Source organism: Enterobacter cloacae complex sp. IR5459 (assembly GCF_049238005.1).
Lineage (GTDB): Bacteria > Pseudomonadota > Gammaproteobacteria > Enterobacterales > Enterobacteriaceae > Enterobacter > Enterobacter hormaechei_C.
Map to the genome: position 1 here is coordinate 79,955 of NZ_JBMKIG010000004.1, position 24,349 is coordinate 104,303.

Below are 24,349 nucleotides of genomic sequence, written 5' to 3' on the forward strand. Positions count from 1 at the left end.
CCATGCTCAAGACAATGCAAAAACACGGCGTCACGCTGGCGATCTTCGCCGCCGCCCTCACCGGGCTGACCGCGCTGGTAAATGAACTGACGAAAACCACCATTGCAGAGCAGGCAATAAAGCAGCAAAAAGCGCTGTTCGATCAGGTGATCCCATCCGATCTCTACGATAATGACCTGCAAAAAAGCTGCTTTGTAGTGCAGGCTCCGCAGCTTGGTAAAGGACCCCATCGCGTTTATATTGCCCGCAAGGGCGATAACCCCGTGGGCGCCGTCATGGAAGCCACCGCGCCGGACGGTTACTCCGGTGCGATTCAGCTGCTGGTGGGCAGCGATTTTTCCGGCACCGTACTGGGTACGCGCGTGACGGAGCATCACGAAACGCCGGGCCTTGGCGACAAAATTGAAACACGCTTAAGCGACTGGATCTTACACTTCGCCGGAAAGATGATTCATGGCGAGGACGATCCTGCTTTCGCGGTGAAAAAAGATGGCGGCGAATTTGACCAGTTTACGGGCGCCACGATTACCCCGCGCGCGGTGGTCAACGCCGTAAAGCGCGCCGGGCTGTATGCCGAAACGCTGCCCGCGCAGATCAATCATCTTTCCACCTGTGAGGAGTGACCATGAGCCAGGTTAAAGAGGTTATCGTCCAGGGTCTCTGGAAGAACAACTCCGCGCTGGTGCAGCTGCTTGGGCTATGTCCGCTGCTGGCGGTGACGTCTACCGCCACCAACGCGCTCGGGCTGGGGCTGGCGACCACGCTGGTGCTGACCCTGACTAACTTTTCCATTTCTGTTTTGCGCCGCTGGACGCCGTCAGAAATCCGTATTCCGATTTATGTCATGATCATTGCGTCGGTGGTCAGCGTCGTGCAAATGCTGATTAACGCCTACGCATTTGGCCTGTACCAGTCGCTCGGGATCTTCATTCCGCTTATCGTGACTAACTGTATTGTCGTAGGCCGCGCTGAAGCCTTCGCCGTGAAAAACAATCCGGCCATATCCGCGCTGGATGGGTTTTCCATCGGCATGGGCGCGACTGCCGCCATGTTCGTCCTCGGCTCTCTGCGTGAAATTTTGGGCAACGGTACGCTCTTCGACGGTGCGGACGCGCTGCTTGGCGGCTGGGCGAAGTCGCTGCGTATTGAGGTGTTCCATACGGACACCCCGTTCCTGCTGGCCATGCTACCTCCTGGCGCCTTCATTGGCCTTGGGATGATGCTGGCGTTAAAATACCTGATTGATGAAAAACGTAAACGCCGCGCCGCTGAACGCAGCGTACAGGAAGGGATCCCCGAGAAAGCAGTATGAATAAAGAGAAACGCATTGCGATCCTGACGCGCCTGCGCGATGAGAATCCTCATCCAACGACAGAGCTGAACTTTAACTCGCCGTTTGAACTGTTGATCGCGGTGCTGCTCTCTGCACAGGCGACGGACGTGAGCGTCAATAAAGCCACGGCCCTGCTCTACCCTGTCGCCAATACGCCGCAGGCCATGCTGGAGCTGGGCGTTGAAGGTGTGAAATCCTATATCAAGACCATTGGCCTGTTTAACAGCAAGGCCGAAAACGTCATTAAGACCTGCCGGATCCTGCTGGAGAAGCACGGCGGTGAAGTCCCGGAAGATCGCGCCGCGCTGGAAGCGTTGCCGGGCGTCGGGCGTAAAACGGCAAATGTGGTGCTGAACACGGCGTTTGGCTGGCCGACCATCGCCGTGGATACCCATATCTTCCGCGTCTCAAATCGCACCCGTTTCGCGCCGGGTAAAAACGTGGAAGAGGTTGAAGAGAAGCTGTTAAAAGTCGTTCCTGCGGAATTTAAGGTGGACTGCCACCACTGGCTGATCCTGCACGGACGGTATACCTGTATTGCCCGTAAGCCACGCTGCGGTTCCTGCATTATCGAAGATCTCTGCGAATACAAAGAAAAAGTCTATCCCTGAGCGTAAACCACCTTACTTCTTACCTGTTCAAGCCCTTAGAATTAACAAGGGCTCTGATATCTTCTCATTTGACCATAAATTGCCCTCTCTTTCTCCTTTACGCATTGTCGATTCTTCGGTCATTTAACACTCAAACAGGTTAATAGTTTTTTCATCACCAAAAATTTCTATACATCTGTGATCGCGATCACTCTGATAACCTGATGTTGGATTTTTGTTGTTAAAACCCGCCCAACCCCTTTATCAGACAAGATTTCGTCTATTCCACACCGCACATAAGACCAGTCATTTTTCAGAACATGGGCTATATCACTGCCAATTACCCGAAATAGCAGAACATATCGCCACACAGCCATCAAACAGGGTCGCTCACAGTCAAAAAAACCACTAATTTTCAACCAATGAAATTTAAAGCTGCATAACATTTGCGTGAACCGATGATTATACCGTCAGAGTTATATGTAACAGATTATTACAAACGTATTGCCAGATGGGGCTGGATAGTGAACATTACCCGCCGTTTCCCCTCCCAATATAACTATAAAGCGGATGGACTACGGTCATCACGCTATGAACACCCCCGTTAATATGGGATGTAAAAAAAGAGGTATATGTGTCTACTGCAAACAATAAACCAACAGATGAGAGCGTAAGTCTTAACGCTTTCAAACAGCCTAAAGCGTTCTATCTCATTTTCTCTATCGAATTATGGGAACGTTTTGGCTACTACGGCCTGCAAGGGATCATGGCGGTTTACCTGGTTAAACAGCTGGGTATGTCTGAAGCCGATTCCATCACGCTATTCTCTTCCTTCAGCGCCCTGGTGTATGGCCTCGTCGCTATCGGCGGCTGGTTAGGCGATAAAGTCCTCGGTACTAAACGAGTCATTATGCTGGGCGCCGTTGTTCTGGCGATTGGCTATGGGCTGGTTGCCTGGTCCGGGCACGATGCAGGTGTGGTTTACATGGGCATGGCTACCATCGCGGTAGGTAACGGCCTCTTCAAGGCGAACCCATCTTCCCTGCTCTCTACCTGCTACAGCAAAGATGACCCACGTCTGGACGGTGCATTTACCATGTACTACATGTCCATCAACATCGGCTCCTTCTTCTCTATGCTGGCAACCCCATGGCTGGCCGCAAAATTCGGCTGGAGCGTAGCGTTTGCGCTGAGCTTCGTGGGTATGCTGATCACCGTTGTGAACTTCCTGTTCTGCCGTAGCTGGGTTAAAGACTATGGTTCAAAACCAGACTTCGAACCCGTGCACATGGGCAAACTGCTGGCAACCATCGTCGGCATCGTGATCCTGGCCGCTGTCGCCACCTGGCTGCTGCATAACCAGGGCGTTGCACGTGCCGTACTGGGCGTGGTTGCGCTGGGTATCGTGATTATCTTCGCGAAAGAAGCCTTCGCGATGCAGGGTGCGGCACGTCGTAAGATGATTGTGGCGTTCATTCTGATGCTGGAAGCGATCATCTTCTTCGTTCTGTACAGCCAGATGCCAACGTCTCTGAACTTCTTCGCTATCCGCAACGTTGAGCACTCCATCCTCGGTATCGCGTTCGAGCCGGAGCAGTATCAGGCACTGAACCCGTTCTGGATCATGATTGGTAGCCCGATTCTGGCCGCTATCTATAACAAGATGGGCGACCGTCTGCCAATGCCGCACAAGTTCGCTATCGGTATGGTGCTGTGCTCTGGCGCATTCCTGGTGCTGCCGCTGGGGACGAAATTCGCGACCGACGCGGGTATCGTTTCTGTTAACTGGCTGATCCTGAGCTATGCGCTGCAATCCATCGGTGAACTGATGATCTCCGGTCTGGGCCTGGCGATGGTTGCGCAGCTGGTCCCTCAGCGTCTGATGGGCTTCATCATGGGTAGCTGGTTCCTGACTACCGCTGGCGCGGCCATCATCGCAGGTAAGATTGCGAACCTGATGGCGGTACCAGACAACGTTACCGACCCGCTGGTTTCCCTGAATGTCTACGGCACCGTGTTCATGCAAATTGGTATCGCGACCGCCGTGATTGCCGTACTGATGCTGCTGACCGCACCTAAACTGAATCGTATGACGCAGGACGACGACAAATCCGCTAAAGCGATTAAAACCGCGAACGCGTAATGTCATCGGGAAACGACTGAACAGAAGCCGCTATTTGATTAGCGGCTTTTTTTTTATCCGAACGCGCACTAACATAGCTGGAACCTCAGCAAAAAGGAGTTACCGATGAAACTGTTCTATAAACCGGGCGCCTGCTCTCTTGCTTCCCATATTACGCTTCGCGAGAGCGGTAAAGATTTCACGCTGGACGGCGTTGACCTGATGAAAAAGCGCCTGGAAAACGGGGATGACTTTTTTGCGATTAACCCAAAAGGGCAGGTTCCGGCCCTGCTGCTGGATGATGGCACCCTGCTGACCGAAGGGGTGGCGATTATGCAATTCCTGGCGGACAACGTACCGGATCGTCAGCTCCTTGCCCCCACCGGCAGCATTGCGCGTTATAAAACGCTGGAGTGGCTGAACTATATTGCCACCGAACTGCACAAAGGCTTTACGCCCCTGTTCCGCCCGGACACGCCAGAAGAGTACAAACCTACCGTGCGCGCGCTGCTGGAGAAAAAGTTGCAGTACGTTAACGACGCGCTGAAAGACGACCAGTGGATCTGTGGCTCGCGTTTCACTATCGCCGATGCCTATCTGTTTACCGTTCTGCGCTGGGCGCGCGCGGTTAAGTTGAACATGGAAGGATTAGACCATGTCGCATCGTATATGACGCGCGTGGCGGAGCGTCCTGCGGTGGCGGCGGCGCTGAAAGCGGAAGGGTTGAATTAACGGAGCGGCCTGAGGAGCCGGGTGGCGCTGACGCTTACCCGGCCTACAAATTCCGTAGGCCCGCGCAAGCGCAGCGCCGCCGGGCAGTGTCTATAGCTGCGTTGCGCTAAAATAGTGCTCCGGCTTCGCGATGCGATCCTGTGCCGCGACGACCTGGAGCTCATATTCCTGCATCGTCTTCGTCGCAATCATGATTTCATAAACGGCTGCGGTGACGTGCTCCAGCGCATCGCGCAGGCTCGCACCCTGCAATAGCTTCACCAGCAGCAAACCGCTGGTCACATCCCCGACCCCGACAGGCTGACGTGTACCGAAATCCACCAGCGGTCGACTGATATGCCAGGCTTCATCCTTCGTAACCAGCAGCATCTCAAAACGGTCCTGGCTCAACCCTGCGCGTGCCAGGTGTTTCACCAGCACAATCTCTGGCCCCTGGGCGATCAGCTCGCGAGAGGCGCTTACAGCCTCTTCTACGCTGTTGACCGGATGCTCGCACAGGATCTCCAGTTCAATCAGGTTGGGGGCAATAATATCGCTGGCGGGCAATGCATGACGGACATGAAACTCCGCAACGCCCGGCGCTACGATGCAGCCTTTTTCAGGATGACCCATCACCGGATCGCAGAAATATTTCGCCGCGGGGTTTGCCGCTTTCACCTGGCGCACAATGCCGAGGATATGTTCCCCCTGCTCCGCCGAACCCAGATAGCCGCTCAGTACGGCATCGCAGCGTTTAAGCTGGTCGATATCCGCAATCCCCTGAACGATTTCCGTCAGATGCGACGGCGGCATTACGCAGCCGGTCCATTTACCGTACTGGGTGTGATTCGAAAACTGGACGGTATTAAGGGGCCAGACGTTAACGCCGAGGCGGCGCATCGGGAATTCCGCAGCGCTGTTGCCAGCATGTCCAAACACAACGTGGGACTGAATGGCGAGGATGTTCTTCATGTTGTACTTACCAAACCCTGTCAAAACAAAAGGGGCGTGGTTTCCCACGCCCCTGCATACTTTTAATTACTTCCAGCAGACCAGGCAGTAATTTTTCTTACCGCGACGCAGCAGCGTGTAGCGACCATAGAGACGGTCGTTCTCGGTAAAGGTATATTCCGGATCGGCCTGTTTTTCGCCATTAATGGTGATCGCGTTAGAGGCGATGGTTTTACGCGCCTGACCGCGAGACGGCTGGAGCTCGGAGTCCACCAGCGCCTGCATCAGATCGGCGCCTTTTTCCATCTCCACCATCGGTACGCCATCCTGCGCCAGCTGTTCGAAATCCGCTTCGCTTAAATCGCTCAGGGTCCCGTTGAACAGGCTCGCCGTAATGCGTTTCGCTGCCGCCAGACCTTCTTCGCCGTGAACCAGTTTGGTTACTTCGTCCGCCAGCACGTACTGGGCGCGTGGTGCTTTACCGCTGTTCTTGTCTTCTTCTTCCAGCGCATTGATTTCTTCGATATTCATAAAGGTGAAGAACTTCAGGAAGCGATAAACGTCGGCATCCGCCGTGTTGATCCAGAACTGGTAGAATTTATACGGGCTGGTTTTCTTCGGATCCAGCCATACCGCGCCGCCTTCGGTCTTACCGAACTTGGTACCGTCTGCTTTGGTGATCAACGGCACGGTCAGACCAAACACCTGATTCTGGTGGAGGCGACGGGTCAGATCGATACCGGAGGTGATGTTACCCCACTGGTCGGAACCGCCAATTTGCAGAGATACGCCGTGCAGCTTGTTCAGGCAGGCGAAGTCATACCCCTGCAACAGGTTGTAGGAGAACTCGGTGAAAGAGATACCTTGGTCGTCACGGTTAAGACGCTGCTTCACTGCTTCTTTGTTAATCATCTGGTTAACAGAGAAGTGTTTGCCGATGTCACGCAGGAACGTCAGCACGTTCATGCCACCAAACCAGTCGTAGTTGTTCGCCGCAATCGCAGAGTTCTCACCGCAGTCGAAATCCAGGAACGGTGCAACCTGTTTACGGATCTTATCCACCCACTCCTGCACGGTATCTTCGGTATTCAGCTTACGCTCAGCGGCTTTGAAACTTGGGTCGCCAATCAGACCGGTCGCGCCGCCAACCAGAGCGACAGGCTTATGGCCGGCCATCTGGAAGCGTTTCAGGCATAACAATGGAACAAGATGCCCCAAATGCAAGCTGTCAGCGGTGGGATCGAAGCCGCAATAGAGCGCGATCGGGCCTTGCGCCAGTCGCTCTGCTAACGCTTCCTCGTCCGTCACCTGGGCCACGAGGCCCCGCTCTTGCAATTGTTTAATCAAGTTACTGCTTGCCATCAAATTCTCCATGTATAAACGACTGCACCTTTGCCGGTACACGACTTTTCGCCTGATGCGAAAGGACCATAGAATAAAGCGCCAGCGCGGTGTGCGCTAGCGCTTAAATCAACAAATTTTGGGGATTACGGTGCCAGTCTGTCGATTTTCCAGCCACCGTTGTCGCGCTGGTATAAAAAGCGGTCGTGGAGACGGTGTTCACCGCCCTGCCAGAATTCCATCTGCTCAATGGGGATGCGGAACCCGCCCCAGAAACTCGGCAGCGGTACTTCACCCTGCTGGAACTTCTGTTTGAGTTCGAGGAATTTACTCTCCAGCACGCCGCGGGCTGAGATTCGGCTGGACTGTTTAGAGACCCAGGCACCGATCTGACTGTCGCGCGGGCGGCTGTGGAAATATTTCACCACTTCAAGCGTAGAGAGGCGCTCCGCCTTGCCGGTAACCATCACCTGGCGCTCAAGCATATGCCACGGGAAGAGCAGGCTAATACGCGGATTATTTTCAAGGTGATGCGCTTTACGACTGCCCAGGTTGGTGTAGAACACCAGCCCTTTCTCGTCATAATGCTTGAGAAGAACGATGCGTTGATACGGCTGACCATTTTCATCAACCGTGGCAACGACCATTGCCGTCGGGTCAGCCAGTTTCGCTTCGCAGGCCTGCTTCAGCCAGCGTTCAAAAAGCACCAGCGGTTCGGCGGGAAGATCCTGGCGTCGCAGACCGCCTTTGGTGTATTCACGGCGCAGATGCGCAATTTGCTGTAGTTCGTCGTTATCTGACATGGCGTTAGCTGAAAGTGAGATTGGGTGGCGCTATTGTGCGCGCCCCCTTCAAAAATCTCAACGCTTCGGATTTTGAAGCTGACAATTGTTCAGCACAATGCGGTCACGCTTGTAGACGGTGGCGCTGTCGCCTTTCGACCAGAAGACGTAGATCCCGTCTGAGTAGCGCGCACCGGAGGCCGACATTCCCTGCTTCAGCGTCAACAACTTATTGTCATAAACAAAGCTGGCTTCCTGACGCGGGTTGTTCAGCTTCACCGTCAGCGGTTTTTCATCACAACGATATTCCAGCGTATCGGTTTGCATACGCTCAACGAACTGGTTATAGACGCTGCATCCGGTCATAAGAAAAGGTACAGCAATGAGAAGAAGTTTTTTCATGGGCAGATTCCGAAGACTATCCTGGTCCTGGAGGGCCTAACCGCCCTCCTGTTTTTCCCTATTTTACGGGTTACGCCTCCCGCTGAATTTCAGTTAACTCTGATTATGGCGCGGGTTTGCGGGGAAAATGGCCCCGAGGACACTCGCCTCCCGCGCACCGGTTACGGAGGGTAAATTACCCGGCAGACCGGCAACCGTACGCCAGGCAAGCCAGGCGAAGGCCAGCGCTTCCATATCGTCTCCGCTGATCCCGGCTTCATCAGTGGTCGTGACTTCGGTGCCCGGCAGCAAGGCGGCGAGGCGTGCCATCACCAGCGGGTTTCGGCTTCCGCCTCCGCATACCAGCAAGCGCTCACACCCGCCGCTCAGCAACACCTGTTCAGAGATCGACACCGCGGTGAGCTCCGTCAGCGTAGCCTGAACATCCTGAGGCGCAAGGCCGGGGAAGCGCGCCAGCTGACGTTCAAGCCAGCCGTAGTTGAAATATTCCCGCCCCGTGCTTTTTGGCGCAGGCAGAGCAAAGAAAGGATCGCTTAACAGGGTTTGCAGCAAGGGAAGGATCACTTTCCCCTGGCTGGCCCACTGCGCGTCTTTGTCATAGGCTTTACCGCTCTGACGCCAAATCCAGGCATCCATCAGCATATTACCGGGTCCGGTATCGTACCCCCGCACGGGCTGCCCGGGAATAAGCATCGACAGGTTGGCGATCCCGCCGATGTTCAGGACCATCCTGCGCTCTACCGGGTGCGCCAGCAGCGCCTGATGAAATGCCGGAACCAGCGGCGCCCCCTGCCCGCCGAGGGCCATATCGCGACGACGGAAATCACCCACCACCGTTACGCCGGTTTTTGCCACAATCTGGTTGTTATCGCCAATTTGCATCGTGTGCGGCGCCTCGCCGACAGGTTCATGCCAGACGGTCTGCCCATGGCAGCCTATTGCCACGATGTCCTGCGGGTGGAGTCTTTCCTGCTGCATCAGGGCCAGTACCGCATCAGCAAACAGCGCCCCCAGACGCACATCCAGTTGGCCCAGTTGGGAAAGCGTCAGCTGTTGCCCCTGGCAGATGTTCAGGATCTCTTCTTTTAACGAGACCGGAATTGGCCAGGTCAGGCTTGCCTGCTGCGCCACCATGTTTTCATCAATGGCGGCCAGAACGACATCCACACCGTCAAGACTGGTACCAGACATCACACCGATATAGCGACCCGATTTCATGCGCTTTCCTTACGTTACATGGGCTAAGTGCAAACACTCCATCATAAATAACGCGGCTTTGCTATGCGGTGATAATAATTTTTAACAATCTCAGACCTGTAGCACAGGCGATGTTTGTTTATGTCCCGTTAAGCCCTGTTCAGGTAAAATTTATTTATTCGGCATGCAAAGATATGAACTGTGGTCAGGAATGCCATATAATTTAGCCATAACGGATGCCCCAACCGGGCGTTTTTTGGTGAACAGGAGAGTCAAATGATTTTACGTGTACTGGGCGTTTCGCTGATTGGTTTAACACTGGCGGGTTGTGTGAATGACAGTTCACTCTCCGGCGACGTATATAGTGCTTCTGAAGCTAAACAGGTACAGAACGTGACATACGGTACTATCGTTAATGCCCGTCCTGTTCAGATTCAGGGTGGCGATGACACGAACGTGGTGGGCGCAATCGGCGGTGCTGTGCTGGGTGGTTTCCTGGGTAATACCATTGGCGGCGGCACCGGACGTTCTCTGGCGACCGCAGCGGGCGCAGTTGCAGGCGGCGTAGCGGGTCAGGGCGTTCAGGGTGCGATGAACAAAACTCAGGGCGTTGAGCTGGAAATCCGCAAAGACGATGGCAGCACTATTATGGTTGTGCAGAAACAGGGTAACACCCGCTTCTCTGCTGGCCAGCGTGTTGTTCTTGCAAGCAACGGCAGCCAGGTCACCGTCTCCCCGCGTTAATATCCTGATGGATGTGGTCTTTCAGACCGCATCCATTTACCAAAATCATCATTTCCAATAATATATTGGCACAATATATTCACATGGTGAATTATTCATTTCACCCGTTCTTGTCCGTGCGCAAAGTATTTTTTATTTCCCTCGCTTAGACTCTTCGCAATCTCTTTTTCCTTTTTTAATTTTTAAATTCTCTATGCTTGCGATCTGTCGATTTGTAAAGAACCGCTTTGTGGCCTTCGCGCTTGGGTGCATTGTTATCATTGCCGTATTACAAGGTTTTTTTATAAAACTTGTTGAATGGGTTCCTTCGTTTTCACCTTTGTTTTTCCCTACGCTGACGATATTTCTTCTGGTGTTCCATCTGTTTATTGCCTGTTTTATGGCAATGAAATACTGGTGCGACAAAAGGCGATTATATCTTGTTCCCATTGCCCTGGCCTTTGCCGGTTCGGCGTTACTGATGGTGGGGACACTGGCCAGCTTCCCGGCCTGGCTTGATCTCTATCAGTTCAACGAAGCGAACTATAACGACGCCATGATTTTCTACATGTTCCGCCACTTTTTAATGGCGGTGCTGATGATCGTCGCAGCATTACTGTATACCCTGCGCAATTCTGCGCTCTCACGAAGCGCCCATGTTGGTATCGTTGTCGGCGCCTCGCTCTTTACGGGCTGTATGCTTGGGCTGGCATTGTTCTATTCCAGCCATTCAACCCTGCTCACACTGGACCTGGTGGATAATGAAACCCGACAGTTTATGGTTCTCTGGAGCCAGGCGATCAATATCATTTTGATCGTCCTGTGGGTAGTAACGTTAATCACCCTGTTGGCCATTACCCGCGTGAGGAATTTGTTTTGGGTCGGCGGCAATTTTTTATGTGTCTGTTATATCGTCACTCTGCTCATGCTATTGTTAGGCGGACACGCTGAAGATATTTCATGGTACCGGGCACGGTTATTCGAAACTGTCGCTACGTTAATGATTATTTTCATCTTACTTTCCGACGTATTTAATTTGTATCGTGACTCGCATGTAAAATATCAGCAGTCTTATCAAAATTCCATCCGCGACCCCCTCACCCGTCTTTATAATCGCAGCTATTTCTATGATTCATTAAATCACGCGCTAAACACGGCCACGGTGACACATCCGGTGTCGGTGGTCGTGAGCGATCTTGACCGTTTTAAACGCATTAACGACTGCTACGGTCATTTGCAGGGGGATAGGGTTTTACAGTTTGTCTCAAACCTGTTGACCGATTCGGTGCGACCGCAGGATATCGCGGCGCGGATCGGCGGCGAAGAGTTTGTGCTCATGCTGACAAATACACCGTCCGATGTCGCGCATCAGGTTGCCGAACGTATTCGCCTCAAGTTGAGCGGGTTTGACAAGGCCAGCAGCGGTGGGCAGCTTCCGGAACCGATTACCATTAGTATGGGAGTATTCACCGCTACCTCGCCGGAAACCAGCGCTGAAACCTGTGTGGAAAGCGCGGATAAAGCCATGTACGAGGCAAAAGAGACGGGCCGCAACCGGGTGGTGGTGTTCAGAACATGACAAAGGCCTTGCACGAGCAAGGCCAGTGAACAACGTCAGTCGCGCGACTGTAAATCGTGGATGTTTTGCTCAAGACGGGCGATGAGTCCGATCAGCATCTCCAGCTCAGCGGGTGAAATACCGGCCAGGATCTCCCCTCGCGTTTTACTGATGACGGTTTCCATCTCAGTAATAATCGGGGCCGCTTTTTCCGTCAATTTGATCCGCTTGGCGCGACGGTCGCTGGCGCAGGTTTGTCGGGAGATGAGTCCCTTCTCTTCCAGCTGGTCAAGGGTACGCACCAGGGAAGGCTGTTCAATACCAATCGCTTTTGCCAGTTGGATCTGTGACTGATCGGGCGGAAGCTGATGGATGTTGTGCAGCGTAACCCAGTGCGTCTGTGTGAGTTCCAGAGGTTTCAGGCGATGGTCAATCAGAGCACGCCAGATGCGTACCAACCTTGCCAGATCAGAACCTAATGGCGATTCCAATTTCATCTCCTTATAATTAGCTTGCTAAGTGATTATAGTGATTTTAGAATAGTTTGCAGTATTTGTATTGCCAAAACAAATGCAATCACGGTATTCATCATTCCTCAAAGGATGATTTACACTGAACGGTAATGCGCCATCGCATTGAAATCTGCCATTGTGGCCCTCATTCCACCGCAAAGGATCGCTGCTTGTGACGTTGTTTTCCTTCTCCGCAGGGTTGCCCCTCCAGGATCTGATTGTTGGCGCATCGGTCTACTTTCCGCCACTGTTTAAAGCCGTGATGGTCGGTTTTGTGATCTGGCTCATTGCGCATCGTCTGCTGCGCGACTGGATGTATTCCGGTGAAATCTGGCACCCGATGTTAATGGATCTCTCCCTGTTTACCCTCTCCGTCTGTCTTGGCCTTGCCGTGTTAACCGTGTGGTGAGAATAGCATTGAAAACGTTAAAATATTTTTCCACTCTTTTCGTCTTAGCGCTGGCGCTTATCGCCGGCTGGTGGCTCTGGAATTATTACATGCAGTCGCCCTGGACGCGTGACGGCAAGATCCGCGCAGAACAGGTCAGCATCACGCCACAGGTGTCCGGCAGTATCAGCGCGCTGCTGGTGAAGGACAACCAGTTCGTTCATGCGGGTGATGTGTTATTCCGCATCGACGAGACCCCTTTTCACATTGCGGTGCTCAATGCCCAGGCGCAGCTCGCAAAAGCTCAATCCGATCTGGCAAAAGCCAATAACGAAGCCGAACGTCGCCGACATCTGTCGAGGAATTACATCTCTGCGGAAGATCTCGATACCGCCAATATCAATGTAAAAGCCATGCAGGCCAGCCTGAAGGTTGCAGAGGCAACGCTGAAACAGGCCGAGTGGCAACTGACCCAGACCGTTGTCAAAGCTCCGGTGGATGGATGGATCACGAGCCTGTCGACCCGTGTGGGGGATTACGCCACCACAGGCCAGCCGGTCTTTGCCCTGGTCGACAGCCGCTCTTTCTATGTTGTAGGTTATTTTGAAGAGACCAAGCTGCGCCATATCCGCGAGGGAGCGCCTGCCCGAATCACGCTTTACAGCGGCGCAGAAACGTTACAGGGTCACGTTAGCAGCATAGGTCGGGCAATTTACGATCAGAGCGTGGAAACCGATTCTGGCCTGGTGCCCGACATCAAACCCAACGTACCGTGGGTGCGTCTGGCTCAGCGGGTGCCTGTTCGCGTCGAGTTTGATCAACTGCCGAAAGACATTACCCTGGTCTCTGGCACAACCTGCACCGTCGCCATCGGATCGCGATGATGAACCTGGGAGCTCTCTCCTGGCGCAATACGCCGTGGATAAAAGCGACACGGCCGCAGTGGCGTTACGCGCTGCGTAACGGCATCGCCATGTGCCTTGCGCTTACGGTTGCCTATTATCTAAATCTGGATGAGCCTTACTGGGCGATGACCTCTGCGGCGGTCGTCAGCTTCCCTACCGTCGGGGGCGTTATCAGTAAAAGCCTCGGGCACGTGGCAGGTAGCCTGCTTGGGGCAACCGCCGCACTGCTTCTTGCCGGCCATACTCTGAACGATCCCTGGCTCTTTTTGTTAAGCATGTCGGCATGGCTGGGGCTGTGTACCTGGGCCTGCGCTCATTTTACCAATAACGTTGCCTATGCGTTTCAACTGGCGGGTTACACCGCGGCCATTATCGCCTTTCCGGTCGTCAACGTGCTGGATACCACCGAGCTGTGGGATATCGCCCAGGCACGCGTGTGTGAAGTGATGGTCGGCATTCTGTGCGGGGGCGTCATGATGATGATCCTGCCCAGTACCTCAGATGGCACTACGCTTATCACCGCCCTTAAAACGATGCACGCACGTTTGCTGGAACATGCCAGCCTGCTCTGGCAGCCTGACAGCAGCGATGACATCCGCCTCGCGCACGAAAAGGTCATCGGCCAGATCCTGACCATGAACCTGTTGCGCATCCAGGCTTTCTGGAGCCACTACCGTTTTCGTCGCCAGAACACGCTTCTGAACTATTTACTGCACCAGCAATTGCGGATGACGAGCGCGATCTCGAGCCTTCGTCGGATGTTGCTGAACTGGCCTGCACCCCCAGCCCATACCCGGGAGATTATCGAGGCGCTGCTCGCAGCCCTTGCGCGTTCGGATGCCGATATTTATACCGTGGCCCGCATTATCGCGCCTCTCGCCCCAGCGGATGAATATGACTACCGGCATCGCGCCTTCTGGCAGCGTCTGAACTATTTCTGCCGCCTGTATCTGCGCAGCAGCCGCTGGTTAAAAGCCGTCGAGAATGCCACGCCCGTCACCGAATTTTCCGTTCCCGGTAGTCCTGCTCTGGCGCGGCATACCGACGCAATGGAGGCGCTGTGGAGCGGTTTTCGTACGTTTTGCGCGTTGACGGCCGTGGGCGCATGGGCCATCACCACGCAATGGGATGCGGGCAGTGCGGCCCTGACGCTTGCGGCAATAAGCTGCGTGCTCTATTCCGTCGCCGCTTCCCCCTTTAACTCCCTGACGCTTCTTCTGCGTACGCTGGTGCTGCTGTCGCTGTTCAGCTTCGTGGTGAAATTTGGTTTGATGGTGCAGATAACCGACCTCTGGCAATTTCTGCTATTTCTCTTCCCGCTATTAACCACCATGCAGTTGCTCAAACTGCAAATGCCTAAACTGGCCGGTCTGTGGGGTCAGTTAATTGTTTTTATGGGCTCATTTATCTCTGTAACGAATCCACCGGTTTACGATTACGCTGATTTTCTCAACGACAACCTGGCGAAGATCCTCGGCGTGGGGCTGGCGTGGCTGGCTTTCGCCGTGCTACGCCCGGGCTCGGACGCGCGTAAAAGCCGCAGGCATATTCGGGAGTTGCGCAGGGGTTTTGTCGATCAGCTGAGCCGCAGGCCGCATCTGCGCGAAAGCGAGTATGAATCGCTGGTTTACCATCATGTCAGCCAGCTGAATAACAGCCAGGATTCACTCTCCCGTCGCTGGCTACTGCGCTGGGGCGTGGTGCTGCTAAACTGTTCGCACGTGGTGTGGCAGTTGCGCGCCTGGGAGACGCGTTCCGATCCGCTGTCGCAGGTCCGTGATAACTGTATTTCTATGCTCCGCGATGTTATGAGCGAGCGCGGGGTGCAGCAGCGCCCCCTGAGCGTCACGCTCGCCGAGCTTCAGCGTATTTGCGACACGCTGGCGCACCATCATCAGCCTGCGGCCCGCGATCTGGCATCCATTATCTGGCGGCTGCACTGCTCCCTGTCACAGCTTGAACAGGCGCCGCCACCCGGAACGATTGGCGATCAGATCACCCCGCAGGCATAGCGCGCCCCGCCGCCGCCAAGCGGTTTAGGTTGATCGGACATGTTATCGCCGCCCACGTGGATCATCAGCGCCTTGCCTTTGACCTCGTCAAGCTTTTTGAGTCGTGCCGCCACAACCGGATCGGTGGCTTTACCATCGTTATTTACCACCAGCACCGGCAGATCGCCGAGGTGCCCCATCCCTTCCGGGCCTTCATGCTTACCGGAGTTCTGCGGGTCGAGATGCCCCCCTGCGGCTTCCGCAGCTGTTGGTTTCCCCTCTTTCATCGCGGGTTGACAGCTGCCTTTAGCATGAACGTGAAAACCATGTTCGCCGGGTGGAAGAGCCTTGAGATCGGGAGCAAATTCCAGCCCTTTATCGGTTTCGGTGATTTTCACCGTCCCGATGGACTGACCTACCCCCTGAGAAGTGACGAGATTCATTTCAACGTCCTCGCTGGCTGCCTGCGCCCCTGCGCAAACAACCAGCGTGACCATTGCCAGAGCAAAACGCTTCATATGACCTCCACGGGTTATTTTTTGCACCTTAAGTCTATACCAGAGGCGCAGATTTCACCGGAAAGTCAGGTTCAGGCGTGCTCAGGGTACGTCGTAGCCCAGCGCCGCCTTACGAATGCGGAACCACTGCTGACGCGTCATATCCAGCTCCTCAGCAACAAGCGCAGCGCGGACACGCTCAATTTTGCCGGAGCCAATAATTGGCAGCGGTTTAGACGGCAGGCGCAGGATCCAGGCGTAAACCACCTGCTCGATACTCTCCGCATTCAGTTCGCGCGCCACCGTTTCAAGCTCGTTACGCAGCGGCTGGAATGCCTCATCGTTAAACAGACGGCCGCCTCCCAGGCAAGACCATGCCATTGGACGGATGCGCAGCTGTTGCAGTTGGTCGAGCGTGCCATCCAGCAGCAGCGGCTGATGAACAGGCGAGATCTCCACCTGATTCGTCGCCAGCGTAAACGGCAGGCGAGACTGCAATAGCGCAAACTGTGCCGGGGTGAAGTTAGACACGCCAAAATGGCGCACTTTGCCGCTCTGGTGCAGCGTCAGGAAGGCTTCCGCGACCTCATCCGCATCCATCAACGGGTCGGGACGGTGGATCAGCAGCAGGTCGATACGATCTGTGGCCAGGTTGACCAGTGACTGCTCGGCGCTTTTAACGATATGCGCGCTGTCAGTGATGTAATGTCCAAGCGCATGCTCCGGTTTTGCTGTGGTGGCAATACCGCATTTGGTCACAATCTCCATTCTTTCACGCAGCCCCGGCGCACGCTTCAGCGCTTCGCCAAAGGCGGCCTCGCACTGATAGCCGCCATAAATATCAGCGTGATCGACGGTGGTGATCCCGAGATCGAGATGCTCTTCTATAAAGTCCGCCAGCTGGACCGGAGACATATTCCAGTCCATGAGGCGCCAGTAGCCCATAACGAATCGGGAGAATTCCGGGCCCTGTGGGGCAAGGGTAATACGCTGAACCATAACATTTTCCTCAAGGAAGTCATGTCACCAGTATACGCAATTACCCTGCTAAAACAGTGAAGGTTGCTGAGGTTCTTCGGGTTCAACCGCTTTGTTTGCACGAATTTTACGCAGCAGACGCTGTCGGCAAAGCCGTAAGACCTCCTGCTTTTGCGCGTCGCTGAAATTTTGCCAGTTAAAACGTTCATCGCGCGTGCGCATGCAGCCACGACAGTATCCTCGTTCATCAACCTGGCAAATACCCCGGCACGGGCTCTGGACAGGGAAAAATTCCAGTTGCTCTGCCACACCTACCTCCAGAACGTCATTATTCCCTACAGTGAAGACCCTAAATGGCTTGCATGCAAGGATGTCTGCCACAAACAGGACATTAAGGTTTCGCTAATCTTCCCTTCTTATACTCGCCGCATTGATATAACGAATGGTCTGCTCATCATGTGGTTCGCAAAAAAGTTACACTGTAACGATATAAAATTTACTCTGGGCTGTGCACTTTTCTTTACCGTACTGAATGCACTGTTTATCCAGCGCAGCTGGTCAATTATTGCGCCTGCGCATCTGCACGATGTCCTGTTTGCTGCCAGCGTGCCGCTGGTACTGTTCTGCGGCTGGGTGATTGTCTTCAGCCTGTTAAATATCCCCTATATTCGTAAGCCGCTCCTGATTGTCCTGACCCTGGGATGTGCCGCCGCGACCTGGTTTATGTATACCTATGGCGCGGTTATCGATCAGAACATGATTGTGAACGTGTTCGAGACTAATTCTCAGGAAGCGACAGCCCTGGTGACGCCGCAGATGATCCTGTGGCTGGTCGTAGCGGGTCTGGTTCCATCTGTTGTGTTAGCCCTGACGCGCATTCGCACCGGAAAATGGTGGTATGCCCTCCTGACGCGCTTCGCCGCTATGCTGGGTGCGCTGCTGGTGATCATCCTGGTCGCGTCAGTGTTCTATAAAGACTATGCTTCGCTGTTCCGCAATAACAAAAGCATCGTAAAAATGGTCACCCCGGCGAATTACGTGAGCGCCGTGGTGAAATACAGCAAAATGCGCTGGTTTGCCGGCGACCAGACGCTGGTCCGCATTGGCGAAGATGCTCATAAAGGCGCGCTGATTGCCAGCCAACGCAAGAAAACCGTGCTGGTTGTGGTGGTGGGCGAAGCCTCCCGCGCCGCAAACTACTCGTTAAATGGTTACCCGCGTGAAACCAACCCCGAGCTGAAAAAGCAGGATGTCATCAACTTCCCGCGGGCCTCCTCCTGTGGCACGGAAACCGCTGTTTCCGTCCCCTGCATGTTCTCCGGCATGACGCGGAAAAAATATGACGCGGACCTCGCCCATCATCAGGAAGGTCTGCTTGATGTGCTTAACCACGCCGGGTTCAACCTGATGTGGCGCGACAACGACGGCGGATGTAAAGGCGCCTGCGACCGCGTGCCGCACACGGACATGACCCAGTGGAAACTGGATCAGTTCTGTAAGAACAAATCCTGTATCGACGACGTTAACCTGTACCGCCTGGACAACGTGCTGGATGGAATAAAGCAGGATACGGTTCTGGTTATTCACCTGATGGGCAGCCACGGTCCGGCCTATTACAAACGCTACCCTGATAGCTTCCGCAAGTTCACCCCAACCTGCGATACCAATGAAATTCAGGATTGCGATCATCAGTCGCTGATCAATACCTATGACAACACGATTCTGTATACCGACAGCGTCGTCAGCCGAACCATCGACGCACTGAAAGCCCGGCAGGCCAACATGAACACGGCGCTCATTTACCTCTCCGATCACGGTGAATCGCTGGGCGAAAGCGGAATTTACCTGCACGGTACGCCGTATATGCTGGCCCCGGAGCAGCAAACGCATATTCCTTTTATGTTCTGGCTCTCCCCGGATTATGCGAAAAACTTCGGCTTAAACACGGATTGCCTGCGTGACCATGCCGCAAAAGAGGCGGTTTCACAGGACAATTTATTCGCCACCGTTCTGGGCATGATGGACGTGAAATCAGCGGTTTATCAGCCGCAGCTGGATATTCTGTCGCAGTGTCGTCGCTAAGCGGGCTTGCATTAGACCGAACGGTCTATTAGAGTAAGGGCATGAGCAGACACACTGAACACGATACACGAGAACATTTGCTGGCTACCGGCGAGCGCCTTTGCATGCATCGCGGGTTTACCGGGATGGGGCTTAGCGAGTTGTTAAAAACCGCTGAAGTACCTAAGGGATCGTTTTATCACTATTTTCGTTCCAAAGAGGCGTTCGGCGTTGCCATGCTGGAGCGGCACTACGCCAGCTACCATCAGCGCCTGGCAGCCCACTTCGCCAGCGGTGAAGGTGACTACCGGGATCGTGTTCTGAACTACTATCAGGAAACGCTGACGCAGTTCTGTCAGCAGGGCATCATCAGCGGCTGCCTGACGGTAAAATTGTCTGCCGAAGTGTGCGATCTCTCCGAAGATATGCGCACCGCCATGGATAAAGGGGCCAGCGGCGTGATTGCACTGCTGGCTCAGGCGCTGGAGAGCGGGCGCAATGAAAAAACGCTCTCCTTCTCCGGCGATCCGCTCAAGCAGGCACAGGTGCTCTATTCCCTCTGGTTAGGCGCCAACCTGCAAGCAAAAATGTCTCGCAGCGCCGTGCCGCTCGAAAGCGCGCTGGCGCACGTGAAAAACTGTATAACCGCGCCAGGCGTGTAGCCGGCGTTTTTATTTACCCTTTTACTAGTCGACTGGTCTACTCAGGAGCCATTATGTCCGCTGAAAAGCTGTTTACCCCACTGAAAGTGGGTGCCGTTACTGCCCCAAACCGCGTGTTTATGGCCCCACTCACCCGTCTGCGCAGCATCGAGCCGGGCGATATCCCAACGCCATTGATGGGTGAGTATTATCGTCAGCGCGCCAGCGCGGGCCTGATTATTTCCGAAGCCACGCAGATTTCTGCCCAGGCAAAAGGCTACGCCGGTGCGCCGGGTCTGCACAGCCCGGAACAGATCGCCGCGTGGAAAAAAATCACCGCAGGTGTTCATGCTGAAGATGGCCGTATTGCGGTTCAGCTGTGGCACACCGGTCGTATCTCACACAGCAGCATCCAGCCTGGCGGTCAGGCGCCGGTTTCTGCTTCTGCCCTGAACGCCAATACCCGCACTTCCCTGCGCGATGAAAACGGTAATGCGATCCGCGTTGACACCACCACGCCACGCGCGCTGGAGCTGGACGAGATCCCGGGTATTGTGAATGATTTCCGTCAGGCCGTCGCCAACGCTCGTGAAGCGGGCTTCGACCTGGTTGAGCTGCACTCTGCGCACGGTTACCTGCTGCATCAGTTCCTGTCCCCTTCTTCCAACCAGCGTACCGACCAGTACGGCGGCAGCGTTGAAAACCGCGCGCGTCTGGTGCTTGAAGTGGTGGATGCTGTCTGTAATGAGTGGAGCGCAGACCGCATTGGTATTCGTGTCTCCCCGATCGGTACTTTCCAGAACGTCGACAACGGTCCGAACGAAGAAGCAGACGCGCTGTATCTGATTGAAGAGCTGGCGAAACGCGGTATCGCCTATCTGCACATGTCCGAGCCGGACTGGGCAGGCGGCAAGCCTTATAGTGAAGCCTTCCGCCAGAAAGTGCGCGAGCGCTTCCACGGCGTGATTATCGGGGCGGGCGCGTATACGGCAGAGAAAGCTGAAGATCTGATCGGGAAAGGCCTGATCGACGCCGTGGCCTTTGGCCGTGACTACATTGCTAACCCGGATCTGGTTGCCCGTTTGCAGAAGAAAGCCGAACTGAACCCGCAGCGCCCTGAAAGTTTCTATGGCGGCGGCGCGGAAGGTTATACCGACTACCCTTCACTGTAATCCCGCTTTGTACATTGATAGCGGCGACCTTTCGCCGCTATACTAAAACATCGTTTCTGTTCAAAAAGATAATCCATTCCACTGGTTAATGAGGAAATTATGCGCCTACTTCACACCATGCTGCGCGTTGGCGACCTGCAACGTTCCATCGATTTCTACACTAACGTTCTGGGCATGAAGCTGCTGCGCACCAGCGAAAATCCGGAATATAAATACTCTCTGGCGTTTGTCGGTTACGGCCCGGAATCTGATGAAGCGGTCATCGAGCTGACCTACAACTGGGGCGTGGACAGCTATGAGCTGGGTACGGCTTACGGCCACATCGCGCTGGAAGTGGATAACGCCGCCGAAGCCTGCGAACGTATCCGCAGCAATGGCGGTAACGTCACCCGTGAAGCCGGTCCGGTTAAAGGCGGCACCACCGTCATTGCGTTTGTGGAAGATCCGGACGGTTATAAAATCGAACTGATTGAAGCCAAAGACGCTGGTCGCGGTCTGGGCAATTGATCCCGCTGGGCGCACTATGCGCCCGTTGTTTTGCTGCATCCCCACTCAAAATTTGCCATAATGCGCACTGCTTTTTCCCCTTGTAAGAGACCCTGATGTCCGATAACGCTCAATTTACCGGTCTGTGCGACCGTTTTCGTGGTTTTTATCCCGTTGTCATTGATGTTGAAACAGCCGGATTTAACGCTAAAACCGATGCGCTGCTTGAGATTGCCGCCATCACGCTGAAGATGGATGAACAGGGCTGGCTTGTACCGGACACCACGCTGCATTTCCACGTTGAACCCTTTGAAGGGGCAAACTTACAGCCAGAGGCGCTGGCCTTTAACGGTATCGATCCGACAAACCCGCTGCGCGGGGCGGTAAGCGAATACGAGGCGCTGCACGCCATTTTCAAAATGGTGCGCAAAGGCATGAAAGAGAATGACTGTAGCCGCGCCATCATGGTAGCCCACAACGCTACGTTCGATCACAGCTTCACCATGGCTGCCGCCGAGCGCGCCTCGCTAAAGCGTAATCCATTTCATCCGTTTGTGACCTTCGACACCGCCGCGCTGAGCGGCCTGGCGCTGGGGCAAACCGTGCTCTCGAAAGCCTGCATCACGGCGGGTATTGCGTTTGACGGTACCCAGGCGCATTCCGCGTTATACGACACCGAGCGTACGGCGGAGCTGTTCTGTGAGATCGTCAACCGCTGGAAACGTCTGGGCGGCTGGCCGCTGCCGATGGGCGACGAGGCCGATCTTCAATCGTAGGTTGGGTTATCAACAGCCCCACAGGACAAAAAAAAGCGACCAACATAATGTGGTCGCTTTTTTATAGCCGCAGAAAACTTATTCTGCGTCCGGCTCTTCGGTTTTATACTTCGCCGCAGTCTCTTTGATCAGCTGTTGCAGTTCGCCGCGCTGATACATTTCAATCAGGATATCGCATCCGCCAACCAGTTCACCATCAACCCACAGCTGTGGGAAGGTCGGCCAGTTTGCGTATTTTGGCAATTCAGCGCGAATGTCCGGGTTTTGCAGGATATCAACGTAAGCAAAACGCTCACCACAGGCGGACAGCGCCTGAACCGCTTGCGCGGAGAAGCCGCAGCTTGGCAGCTTCGGAGAACCTTTCATGTACAGGAGAATCGGGTTTTCAGCGATCTGGCGCTGAATTTTTTCAATAGTGGTGCTCATGTCTTGCTTCCTTTAACTTCTGTTACGGCATCAGTCTGACATTGTAGCGGGTCAGGCCGACATCGGAAAATAACATTTTTGTCACGTCTAATTATTTTATCGCTTATCGCATAAAGTTGCATTGCTAATGTCGTTTATCGCCAGACGGGGTGCGGTTTTGCTTAAGGAGCGAACAGGAGTGCGTCAGAATGGTGAATTTTTTTGCACTTGCTAACGAAACATAATTTTTGAATGAAAAATGCTATTAACTTCTTCTGATTTTATGGATTAGAATCGACAGGTTTTGTAAATCTCACGCGGGTATGCATTGTGGCCTGCATTTATCAGGGGACTGCCCAGTGGCGCGGATAACTAAAATCTCGATGACGCTCTGTGCTTTACTGTTTACCACACTCTCATTTACGCCAGCGGCGAACGCCTCTGAACAGGCGCGGCATTCTGCTGTACAAAAAACGCATCTGGCAAAATCCACAGAACGTAAGAAAAAAACCACCAGCAAAACAGTTAAGAAGAAAATCACCGCTCAGACCAAAAAGACCGCCTCCAGTAAAACCAAAACTCTCCGCTCCGGCACGCACAAAACCACCCGCACAACCGCCAGCCTGGTGAATGAAAAATGCACCGTGCGCAAAGGCCATAAAACGAAATGCGCAAAAGTGACGAAGCTGGCTGACGTGCATAAAGCGCGCATGCAGAAAGCGCAAAAAACGGCGATGAACAAACTGATGGGGCAAATAGGTAAGCCGTATCGCTGGGGTGGCACCTCTCCGCGCACCGGTTTTGACTGTAGTGGGCTGGTTTATTATGCCTATAAAGATCTGGTGAAGTTTCGCATTCCACGCACCGCCAATGAGATGTACCATCTGCGCGACGCCGCCCCTGTAAACCGTGGCGAACTGCAAAATGGCGACCTGGTGTTCTTCCGCACCCAGGGACGCGGTACGGCCGATCACGTTGGGGTGTATGTGGGTAACGGTAAATTTATCCAGTCACCGCGCAGCGGTCAGGACATTCAGATCACCTCTCTCAGCGAAGATTATTGGGTGCGCCACTATGTGGGTGCGCGCCGCGTGATGACGCCAAAAACCATCCGCTAGCCCCTGCCCTGCCGCCTCTGTGGCAGGGTAAGTTCCTCTTTTGCATACCCTTTCAATTTGCTATCCTATCCTTGTTGTCTGTAGGGTTATTGGCAACGTATAAAACTATAAGGAGAGAAGCAATGTCGTTCGAATTACCTGCACTACCGTATGCAAAAGACGCCCTGGCCCCGCATATTTCCGCGGAAACCCTGGAGTACCATTACGGCAAGCATCACCAGACCTATGTCACCAACCTGAATAACCTGATCAAGGGCACCGATTTTGAAGGCAAAACGCTGGAAGAGATCGTGCGCAGTTCAGACGGCGGCGTATTCAACAACGCCGCACAGGTGTGGAACCACACCTTCTACTGGCACTGCCTGGCCCCGAATGCAGGCGGAGAACCTGACGGTGAGCTGGCGGCAGCGATTAACGCCGCGTTCGGCAGTTTCGCGGATTTTAAAGCGAAGTTTACTGACGCAGCCGTTAAAAACTTTGGCTCCGGCTGGACCTGGCTGGTAAAAGAGGCTGATGGCAAACTGGCTATCGTTTCCACTTCTAATGCGGGTACCCCTCTGACCACCAGCGCCACGCCGCTGATGACCGTGGACGTATGGGAACACGCCTATTACATTGATTACCGTAATGCGCGCCCGAACTACCTGGAACACTTCTGGGCACTGGTTAACTGGGAATTTGTTGCGAAGAACTTCGCCGCGTAAGAGAC

27 protein-coding genes are annotated in these 24,349 nt (G+C 54.2%); 17 read left to right on the top strand and 10 right to left on the bottom strand.

The annotated features are described in order from the left end of the window. Window positions 1-2: 2 nt before the first annotated feature. From rsxG to gstA, 5 genes are all read left to right on the top strand, one after another. Window positions 3-623: an electron transport complex subunit RsxG gene (gene rsxG, locus ACOTX4_RS09755; RefSeq protein WP_048229493.1), complete on the top strand. Its 621-nt coding sequence runs from the start codon at window positions 3-5 to the stop codon at window positions 621-623. 2 nt (window positions 624-625) lie between these two features. Next, the gene (locus ACOTX4_RS09760) at window positions 626-1,312 is read left to right on the top strand and encodes an electron transport complex subunit E (RefSeq protein ID WP_003857592.1); all 687 of its coding nucleotides are present in this window, start codon (window positions 626-628) and stop codon (window positions 1,310-1,312) included. Next, window positions 1,309-1,944, top strand: a complete 636-nt coding sequence (gene nth, locus ACOTX4_RS09765; RefSeq protein WP_003857594.1) for an endonuclease III — start codon at window positions 1,309-1,311, stop codon at window positions 1,942-1,944. Before ACOTX4_RS09760 ends, nth begins: the two co-directional genes overlap by 4 nt. Window positions 1,945-2,557: 613 nt before the next feature. Next, window positions 2,558-4,066, top strand: a complete 1,509-nt coding sequence (gene dtpA, locus ACOTX4_RS09770; RefSeq protein WP_003857596.1) for a dipeptide/tripeptide permease DtpA — start codon at window positions 2,558-2,560, stop codon at window positions 4,064-4,066. A gap of 105 nt (window positions 4,067-4,171) precedes the next feature. Continuing rightward, window positions 4,172-4,777, top strand: a complete 606-nt coding sequence (gene gstA, locus ACOTX4_RS09775; RefSeq protein ID WP_003857598.1) for a glutathione transferase GstA — start codon at window positions 4,172-4,174, stop codon at window positions 4,775-4,777. A 90-nt stretch (window positions 4,778-4,867) separates the two neighbouring features. Here the strand turns inward: gstA and pdxY are convergent, their stop codons facing one another. The 5 genes from pdxY to anmK form a co-directional block, all read right to left on the bottom strand. After that, the gene (gene pdxY, locus ACOTX4_RS09780) at window positions 4,868-5,728 is read right to left on the bottom strand and encodes a pyridoxal kinase PdxY (protein ID WP_023313972.1); all 861 of its coding nucleotides are present in this window, start codon (window positions 5,726-5,728) and stop codon (window positions 4,868-4,870) included. A gap of 66 nt (window positions 5,729-5,794) precedes the next feature. Beyond that, window positions 5,795-7,069 (bottom strand): tyrosine--tRNA ligase, encoded by a 1,275-nt coding sequence (gene tyrS / locus ACOTX4_RS09785; protein WP_022650945.1) that lies wholly within the window; start codon window positions 7,067-7,069, stop codon window positions 5,795-5,797. Between the two features lie 125 nt (window positions 7,070-7,194). Beyond that, a complete protein-coding gene (pdxH, locus tag ACOTX4_RS09790) occupies window positions 7,195-7,851 on the bottom strand; it encodes a pyridoxamine 5'-phosphate oxidase (protein WP_003857601.1) in 657 nt (218 codons plus the stop codon). A gap of 57 nt (window positions 7,852-7,908) precedes the next feature. Further along, window positions 7,909-8,232: a C-type lysozyme inhibitor gene (gene mliC / locus ACOTX4_RS09795; protein WP_003857602.1), complete on the bottom strand. Its 324-nt coding sequence runs from the start codon at window positions 8,230-8,232 to the stop codon at window positions 7,909-7,911. Window positions 8,233-8,325: 93 nt separating this feature from the next. Next, a complete protein-coding gene (anmK, locus tag ACOTX4_RS09800; protein ID WP_022650944.1) occupies window positions 8,326-9,450 on the bottom strand; it encodes an anhydro-N-acetylmuramic acid kinase in 1,125 nt (374 codons plus the stop codon). A gap of 255 nt (window positions 9,451-9,705) precedes the next feature. Here anmK and slyB point away from each other — a divergent pair, with 255 nt between their 5' ends. Next, window positions 9,706-10,173 carry an outer membrane lipoprotein SlyB gene (slyB, locus tag ACOTX4_RS09805; protein WP_003857604.1) on the top strand — a complete coding sequence of 156 codons (468 nt, stop codon included), beginning with the start codon at window positions 9,706-9,708 and terminating at the stop codon, window positions 10,171-10,173. A gap of 193 nt (window positions 10,174-10,366) precedes the next feature. Continuing rightward, a complete protein-coding gene (locus ACOTX4_RS09810) occupies window positions 10,367-11,731 on the top strand; it encodes a GGDEF domain-containing protein (RefSeq protein ID WP_023313968.1) in 1,365 nt (454 codons plus the stop codon). A gap of 35 nt (window positions 11,732-11,766) precedes the next feature. Here the strand turns inward: ACOTX4_RS09810 and slyA are convergent, their stop codons facing one another. Then, window positions 11,767-12,207 (bottom strand): transcriptional regulator SlyA, encoded by a 441-nt coding sequence (gene slyA / locus ACOTX4_RS09815; RefSeq protein WP_006808997.1) that lies wholly within the window; start codon window positions 12,205-12,207, stop codon window positions 11,767-11,769. Window positions 12,208-12,394: 187 nt separating this feature from the next. Between slyA and ACOTX4_RS09820 the strand changes: the two genes are divergently transcribed. The 3 genes from ACOTX4_RS09820 to ACOTX4_RS09830 are packed head-to-tail and all read left to right on the top strand — an operon-like array spanning window position 12,395 to window position 15,527. Further along, the gene (locus ACOTX4_RS09820; protein WP_003857607.1) at window positions 12,395-12,631 is read left to right on the top strand and encodes a DUF1656 domain-containing protein; all 237 of its coding nucleotides are present in this window, start codon (window positions 12,395-12,397) and stop codon (window positions 12,629-12,631) included. Between the two features lie 2 nt (window positions 12,632-12,633). Beyond that, complete coding sequence (locus ACOTX4_RS09825) at window positions 12,634-13,494, top strand: HlyD family secretion protein (RefSeq protein ID WP_032610212.1); 861 nt, start codon at window positions 12,634-12,636, stop codon at window positions 13,492-13,494. After that, window positions 13,494-15,527, top strand: a complete 2,034-nt coding sequence (locus ACOTX4_RS09830; RefSeq protein WP_421635381.1) for an FUSC family protein — start codon at window positions 13,494-13,496, stop codon at window positions 15,525-15,527. Before ACOTX4_RS09825 ends, ACOTX4_RS09830 begins: the two co-directional genes overlap by 1 nt. On the opposite strand, the gene sodC is transcribed toward ACOTX4_RS09830, so the two are convergent. From sodC to ACOTX4_RS09845, 3 genes are all read right to left on the bottom strand, one after another. Next, a complete protein-coding gene (gene sodC, locus ACOTX4_RS09835) occupies window positions 15,506-16,024 on the bottom strand; it encodes a superoxide dismutase [Cu-Zn] SodC (RefSeq protein ID WP_045332183.1) in 519 nt (172 codons plus the stop codon). The genes ACOTX4_RS09830 and sodC overlap by 22 nt on opposite strands. A gap of 81 nt (window positions 16,025-16,105) precedes the next feature. Next, window positions 16,106-17,002 carry an aldo/keto reductase gene (locus ACOTX4_RS09840; RefSeq protein WP_023313962.1) on the bottom strand — a complete coding sequence of 299 codons (897 nt, stop codon included), beginning with the start codon at window positions 17,000-17,002 and terminating at the stop codon, window positions 16,106-16,108. A 48-nt stretch (window positions 17,003-17,050) separates the two neighbouring features. Further along, the gene (locus tag ACOTX4_RS09845; RefSeq protein ID WP_003857614.1) at window positions 17,051-17,290 is read right to left on the bottom strand and encodes a DUF1289 domain-containing protein; all 240 of its coding nucleotides are present in this window, start codon (window positions 17,288-17,290) and stop codon (window positions 17,051-17,053) included. Between the two features lie 147 nt (window positions 17,291-17,437). Between ACOTX4_RS09845 and eptA the strand changes: the two genes are divergently transcribed. The 5 genes from eptA to rnt all read left to right on the top strand — a co-directional run bounded on the left by eptA (window position 17,438) and on the right by rnt (window position 22,117). Further along, entirely contained in the window at window positions 17,438-19,063 is a 1,626-nt protein-coding gene (eptA, locus tag ACOTX4_RS09850; protein WP_045332185.1) for a phosphoethanolamine transferase EptA, read from the top strand. Window positions 19,064-19,104: 41 nt separating this feature from the next. Then, the gene (locus ACOTX4_RS09855) at window positions 19,105-19,704 is read left to right on the top strand and encodes a TetR/AcrR family transcriptional regulator (protein ID WP_045332188.1); all 600 of its coding nucleotides are present in this window, start codon (window positions 19,105-19,107) and stop codon (window positions 19,702-19,704) included. A 53-nt stretch (window positions 19,705-19,757) separates the two neighbouring features. Next, window positions 19,758-20,855: an alkene reductase gene (locus tag ACOTX4_RS09860; RefSeq protein ID WP_015570682.1), complete on the top strand. Its 1,098-nt coding sequence runs from the start codon at window positions 19,758-19,760 to the stop codon at window positions 20,853-20,855. A gap of 99 nt (window positions 20,856-20,954) precedes the next feature. After that, window positions 20,955-21,362 (top strand): lactoylglutathione lyase, encoded by a 408-nt coding sequence (gene gloA, locus ACOTX4_RS09865; RefSeq protein WP_003857623.1) that lies wholly within the window; start codon window positions 20,955-20,957, stop codon window positions 21,360-21,362. 95 nt (window positions 21,363-21,457) lie between these two features. Next, a complete protein-coding gene (gene rnt, locus ACOTX4_RS09870) occupies window positions 21,458-22,117 on the top strand; it encodes a ribonuclease T (RefSeq protein ID WP_003857625.1) in 660 nt (219 codons plus the stop codon). Window positions 22,118-22,195: 78 nt separating this feature from the next. Here the strand turns inward: rnt and grxD are convergent, their stop codons facing one another. Further along, on the bottom strand, window positions 22,196-22,543 hold the full coding sequence (gene grxD / locus ACOTX4_RS09875) for a monothiol glutaredoxin 4 (protein WP_003832760.1): 348 nt from the start codon (window positions 22,541-22,543) through the stop codon (window positions 22,196-22,198). Window positions 22,544-22,881: 338 nt separating this feature from the next. Between grxD and ACOTX4_RS09880 the strand changes: the two genes are divergently transcribed. After that, window positions 22,882-23,640, top strand: coding sequence for a C40 family peptidase (locus ACOTX4_RS09880; RefSeq protein ID WP_023313959.1), 759 nt, complete (start codon window positions 22,882-22,884; stop codon window positions 23,638-23,640). 122 nt (window positions 23,641-23,762) lie between these two features. Continuing rightward, window positions 23,763-24,344 (top strand): superoxide dismutase [Fe], encoded by a 582-nt coding sequence (gene sodB / locus ACOTX4_RS09885; protein WP_003857629.1) that lies wholly within the window; start codon window positions 23,763-23,765, stop codon window positions 24,342-24,344. The last annotated feature ends 5 nt before the right edge of the window (window positions 24,345-24,349 follow it).

Coding starts and splice junctions, on each gene's coding strand:
- rsxG (WP_048229493.1), top strand. CDS start 3: ATGCTCAAGACAATGCAAAAACACGGCGTCACGCTGGCGATCTTCGCC.
- ACOTX4_RS09760 (WP_003857592.1), top strand. CDS start 626: ATGAGCCAGGTTAAAGAGGTTATCGTCCAGGGTCTCTGGAAGAACAAC.
- nth (WP_003857594.1), top strand. CDS start 1,309: ATGAATAAAGAGAAACGCATTGCGATCCTGACGCGCCTGCGCGATGAG.
- gstA (WP_003857598.1), top strand. CDS start 4,172: ATGAAACTGTTCTATAAACCGGGCGCCTGCTCTCTTGCTTCCCATATT.
- pdxY (WP_023313972.1), bottom strand. CDS start 5,728: ATGAAGAACATCCTCGCCATTCAGTCCCACGTTGTGTTTGGACATGCT.
- tyrS (WP_022650945.1), bottom strand. CDS start 7,069: ATGGCAAGCAGTAACTTGATTAAACAATTGCAAGAGCGGGGCCTCGTG.
- pdxH (WP_003857601.1), bottom strand. CDS start 7,851: ATGTCAGATAACGACGAACTACAGCAAATTGCGCATCTGCGCCGTGAA.
- mliC (WP_003857602.1), bottom strand. CDS start 8,232: ATGAAAAAACTTCTTCTCATTGCTGTACCTTTTCTTATGACCGGATGC.
- anmK (WP_022650944.1), bottom strand. CDS start 9,450: ATGAAATCGGGTCGCTATATCGGTGTGATGTCTGGTACCAGTCTTGAC.
- slyB (WP_003857604.1), top strand. CDS start 9,706: ATGATTTTACGTGTACTGGGCGTTTCGCTGATTGGTTTAACACTGGCG.
- ACOTX4_RS09810 (WP_023313968.1), top strand. CDS start 10,367: ATGCTTGCGATCTGTCGATTTGTAAAGAACCGCTTTGTGGCCTTCGCG.
- slyA (WP_006808997.1), bottom strand. CDS start 12,207: ATGAAATTGGAATCGCCATTAGGTTCTGATCTGGCAAGGTTGGTACGC.
- ACOTX4_RS09830 (WP_421635381.1), top strand. CDS start 13,494: ATGAACCTGGGAGCTCTCTCCTGGCGCAATACGCCGTGGATAAAAGCG.
- sodC (WP_045332183.1), bottom strand. CDS start 16,024: ATGAAGCGTTTTGCTCTGGCAATGGTCACGCTGGTTGTTTGCGCAGGG.
- ACOTX4_RS09840 (WP_023313962.1), bottom strand. CDS start 17,002: ATGGTTCAGCGTATTACCCTTGCCCCACAGGGCCCGGAATTCTCCCGA.
- eptA (WP_045332185.1), top strand. CDS start 17,438: ATGTGGTTCGCAAAAAAGTTACACTGTAACGATATAAAATTTACTCTG.
- ACOTX4_RS09855 (WP_045332188.1), top strand. CDS start 19,105: ATGAGCAGACACACTGAACACGATACACGAGAACATTTGCTGGCTACC.
- ACOTX4_RS09860 (WP_015570682.1), top strand. CDS start 19,758: ATGTCCGCTGAAAAGCTGTTTACCCCACTGAAAGTGGGTGCCGTTACT.
- gloA (WP_003857623.1), top strand. CDS start 20,955: ATGCGCCTACTTCACACCATGCTGCGCGTTGGCGACCTGCAACGTTCC.
- rnt (WP_003857625.1), top strand. CDS start 21,458: ATGTCCGATAACGCTCAATTTACCGGTCTGTGCGACCGTTTTCGTGGT.
- grxD (WP_003832760.1), bottom strand. CDS start 22,543: ATGAGCACCACTATTGAAAAAATTCAGCGCCAGATCGCTGAAAACCCG.
- sodB (WP_003857629.1), top strand. CDS start 23,763: ATGTCGTTCGAATTACCTGCACTACCGTATGCAAAAGACGCCCTGGCC.